Annotated in this window: 4 protein-coding genes; 1 reads left to right on the top strand and 3 read right to left on the bottom strand. The window is 42.3% G+C overall.

Annotation, left to right across the window (positions count from 1 at the left end):
• Positions 1–34: 34 nt before the first annotated feature.
• Positions 35–643: an FMN-dependent NADH-azoreductase gene (locus ENH88_RS14285; RefSeq protein WP_157822722.1), complete on the bottom strand. Its 609-nt coding sequence runs from the start codon at positions 641–643 to the stop codon at positions 35–37.
• Between the two features lie 17 nt (positions 644–660).
• Positions 661–1,725, bottom strand: a complete 1,065-nt coding sequence (locus ENH88_RS14280) for a TIGR03571 family LLM class oxidoreductase (protein WP_102090616.1) — start codon at positions 1,723–1,725, stop codon at positions 661–663.
• A gap of 150 nt (positions 1,726–1,875) precedes the next feature.
• Here ENH88_RS14280 and ENH88_RS14275 point away from each other — a divergent pair, with 150 nt between their 5' ends.
• Entirely contained in the window at positions 1,876–2,781 is a 906-nt protein-coding gene (locus ENH88_RS14275; protein ID WP_304183143.1) for a LysR family transcriptional regulator, read from the top strand.
• Positions 2,782–3,425: 644 nt separating this feature from the next.
• Here ENH88_RS14275 and ENH88_RS14270 read toward each other — a convergent pair.
• The coding region (locus ENH88_RS14270; protein WP_304183141.1) for a tRNA-dihydrouridine synthase at positions 3,426–3,743 on the bottom strand (318 nt) is incomplete at its 5' end.

Raw genomic sequence — 3,743 nt, 5'->3', positions numbered from 1 at the left:
GTAACTTGAGCTTATGTATCAGCTATCTTAAAATTTAATTAACTTGCCATTGGTTAAAATCTTCTAGCGTGGCTTGTAAAATTGCCTCTTTATCACAAATGGCTGTGCCTTCTGCTCGAATCAAGGTGCGTTTTTTAAAGCCCATTTTTGCAAACATCATATCCAAATAACGGTAAGCAAATTCCATTTGTTGGCATTCTTTATCCAATGAGAACATCGACCCACTAATTTGTAGAAACAACACGGCTCTATTATCGGTCAATAAGGGTTCAATTTTACCTGCCTCGCTGTACTGGAAAGTCTCTCGTGGCACCAACACCATATCCATATAATCTTTGAGTCGAGCAGGGATATTGTAGTTATACATCGGATAGATAATAACGATTTTTTGATGCGCTTTAAACTGCTGTAACATCGATTGCCGAGTGTCGGCGATAGCTTGCTCCGCCACACTCAAAGCCTCCCCTGCTTTTTGTTTATAAATGACCGTTAGGGTTGCCTCATCCAAGGTAGGTAAATCCATGTCATTTAATGGCAAATAGGTTGTGCTTTCAGCAAATTGCTGTTTGATTTGTTGTAGTAACTGAGCCGAAAATGACTCAGTATGGGCATTGATTGTGGTATCAATGACAAGCGTTTTCATGGTTTTATACCCCATTTTTATTGGTTTAATTTGGCTAACACATTTTCTGCTAAGTCTTGCAACGTTTCTTTGACAGGGCGTTTGGTAGGCTTTAAATTAATGGTGACATGAGATAAGCCTTGTTCTTTCTGCTCTTGCCAAAATTCCAGCAAACTATGTGACCCGCCTCGTAGATAAATATTGCGAGATAATTGAGCAGGCTCATTCGGATTCTCACTAAGTTCGACAAAATTGGCATAACCAAAAGGATGCCAAGCGTCATCTTGATTTAAATCCGCCAAGGTTTGCACGATATTTTTGGTATCTTTTGGGTTTACCCCATGCCAAATCCACGCATCGGCAGTATTAGCAAGCCAATCTAGTTCCTGTCTGGCACGACCAATAGCAACCATCGGTAAGCGTTGTTCAAGGATAGGGATAAAGCCAATATTGCCTGTTAAATCCCCATAATGTTGCCCTTTAAACTGCGGAAATTTTTGGGTGGTTAAGGCACGAATCATGTCCCAACTTTCTCGAAAACGCTCGGCACGATTGTCAAAGTTTTGCTGAAACACAGGGTATTCCACAGGTCTATCGCCACTCGACATCCCCAAAATAAAGCGATTATTGCTTAATACTGCCGTACTTGCTGAGGCTTTGGCGATATGAATGGGACTCCGCAAAGGTGCAACGATGCCTGCTGAACCTATCGCAATTCGTTGGGTTTTCGCAGTCAAATAGCCCATGGCAACCATGGGGTCAAATGCTTGTCCAACATCGCCAAAACTTGGGTCATAAAATGGCACATCTCGCAACCATAGTGCAGAAAATCCAAGCTGTTCTGCTAAGACAGCGGTTTCCCCAAAGTCTTCTAAGCTCGGAATCGGACTATTGGGATAGCCTTTAAACGGGGCAATCAATCCCAAGGTGAGTTTATCCGCTTGAAACACCTCACTAAATGCAGGGTGATTGGCAAGATGAGGGGGTAGTTGTTTTTGTTGCGGGGTTATATTTTCATTCGTCTGAGCGGTGTGAAATAATTGGCTATTGTCTTGTCCAAGAACAGAGAGGTTTGGTACAGCAGTTTGTGAGCTTGTGGTCATGGGAGTCACTCCGTTAAATTAAGCATTAAAAAATATAGCCCTAGTATAATGCTTTTATTTTTAATGATAATTGGGGTAAAATTAGAAACAGTTTTGCTTTTTTTGCAAAAATATGTTTATTCAAAAATACACTTAACTGCTAACAAACCCATGACCATCAATTACTTCTATGCCCTCACTATTTTTCACCATGTGGCGAATACTAATAGCTTTACTGCCACGGCAAGTCAGCTTGGGCTGGCGGTGTCGTCTGTCACTCGGCAAATTGATAACTTAGAACAATCCTTGCAAGTTAAGCTATTGAATCGCTCAACCAGACATTTGGATTTGACCCATGCAGGGATGCGTTATTTACAACAGACCGAGCCGATATTAGCTGAATTACAACAGGTAAATGAAGCGATTAAAGAGGAGCAAATTGAGCCACAAGGGCGATTGTGCCTTACTTTTCCCAGTGCCTATGGGATTGAAAAAATCGCCCCATTGCTTGCCGAATTTGCCCATTTATACCCAAAAATTGAATTGGAGCTATTTGCTAGTGATGAATTTGTAGATTTATTTAATGAGAAATATGATGTAGGGGTGCGGTTAGGGCGTGTGGAGGATGACCGCTTGGTAGCAAAATTTATTGCCTCTCAGCAACGGCTGTTATGTGCCAGTCCCGATTATCTACGATTGCATGGAACACCACAAATACCGTCACAATTAGCCGAGCATAATTGTTTGCCGTTTATGTATCAAGGCTATGCGTCAAAGTGGTATTTCCATAAAACGGGTAAAACGCAAAGTTTGCGGGTGACAGGGAATTTGATGGGTAATAATATAGAAATGCTGAAACAAGCCACGCTTGATGGACAAGGGATTAGCCATTTACCTAATTGGCTGATTGAGAAAGCGTTGCAGTCTGGGGCGTTGGTACAGGTGTTGTCTGATTGGCAAGTGACCCCGTCTTTGGCGACAGATGACGGGATTTATTTGGTGTATCCGCCCACTAGCCGTAATGTGGTAAAAATTGGCGTGTTGGTGAATTTTTTAGCACAGCGTTTGATAGGTTAAACTGTAGATGGTGATATTGTGAAAAGCAGTAGAATATTATGCGTATCTAATTTAGGAAGGGCTTTCTTCATCATACTATTCTGATTTAAGTAACTGAACAAATTTAAATTATAAAAAACCGTTCGTGGTGAGCTTGTCGAACCATAACGGTTTTCCTACTCTTCAACAGGCTCAGGGTGAACGGAAAACCATATATAATTTTGTTTCATTACTTACTAGAATAATAGCTTAATACTTTTGTTTGTGCGGTGTGTAGTGGTCATATCTTCTCTCCAGTCTTGGTGATAGTATAACCTCTTATCTACTGTCCTATTTCATTATGCCACTACAATGACACCTGCTGAGTACAGGCAGGTGGCTTAATTATTCTACGATGATGTTGTGTTAAGAATGGGGTATTTACAATGAGGTAATTCCGCTTATGGAACATTTAGCAGGCCTAACAAGACCATAAGTTGACCTCCCTGCGCTACACTTCAGCCGGTAAATTATGGCAGCGTTGATATCACTACCACTTGTCAAGTTGAATACACTGATGACTATCTAACTTTTAAGCCATAATTACTTTAGTTTGAATTAAAGTGAGTTAATGCATAGACTGAAGCAAGTAATGTCTTCAGTCTATGTTCGTAGTTCGATTACACTTATTCTATCGGAGACGGCTTACCGTGCGGGCTTGAGCGCAGATATTGTTTGGGCGCTTTGACGGTTGCGCCAAGCTCGGCCGCCGCGTGCCACGGCCAGTGCGGGTCGTAAAGTATGCCGCGTGCCAATGCAACCGCGTCCGCTTGCTGCTCGGTGATGATGCTTTCTGCCTGCTCGGCCTCGGTGATTAGGCCCACGGCAATGACAGGTATATTGACCGCTTCTTTTATCGCGGCAGCAAAAGGCACTTGATAGCTCGCTTCCACAGGGATTTGCTGCTCTGGGCTCAGTCCTGCGGTGCTCACATGGATATAATC

Origin of the sequence: Pseudoalteromonas prydzensis (assembly GCF_011050055.1) — a bacterium.
GTDB lineage: Bacteria > Pseudomonadota > Gammaproteobacteria > Enterobacterales > Alteromonadaceae > Pseudoalteromonas > Pseudoalteromonas prydzensis_A.
The sequence above is the reverse complement of the archived record's forward strand: the minus strand, read 5'-3'. Positions and strand labels throughout refer to the sequence as shown.

Coding starts and splice junctions, on each gene's coding strand:
- ENH88_RS14285 (WP_157822722.1), bottom strand. CDS start 643: ATGAAAACGCTTGTCATTGATACCACAATCAATGCCCATACTGAGTCA.
- ENH88_RS14280 (WP_102090616.1), bottom strand. CDS start 1,725: ATGACCACAAGCTCACAAACTGCTGTACCAAACCTCTCTGTTCTTGGA.
- ENH88_RS14275 (WP_304183143.1), top strand. CDS start 1,876: ATGACCATCAATTACTTCTATGCCCTCACTATTTTTCACCATGTGGCG.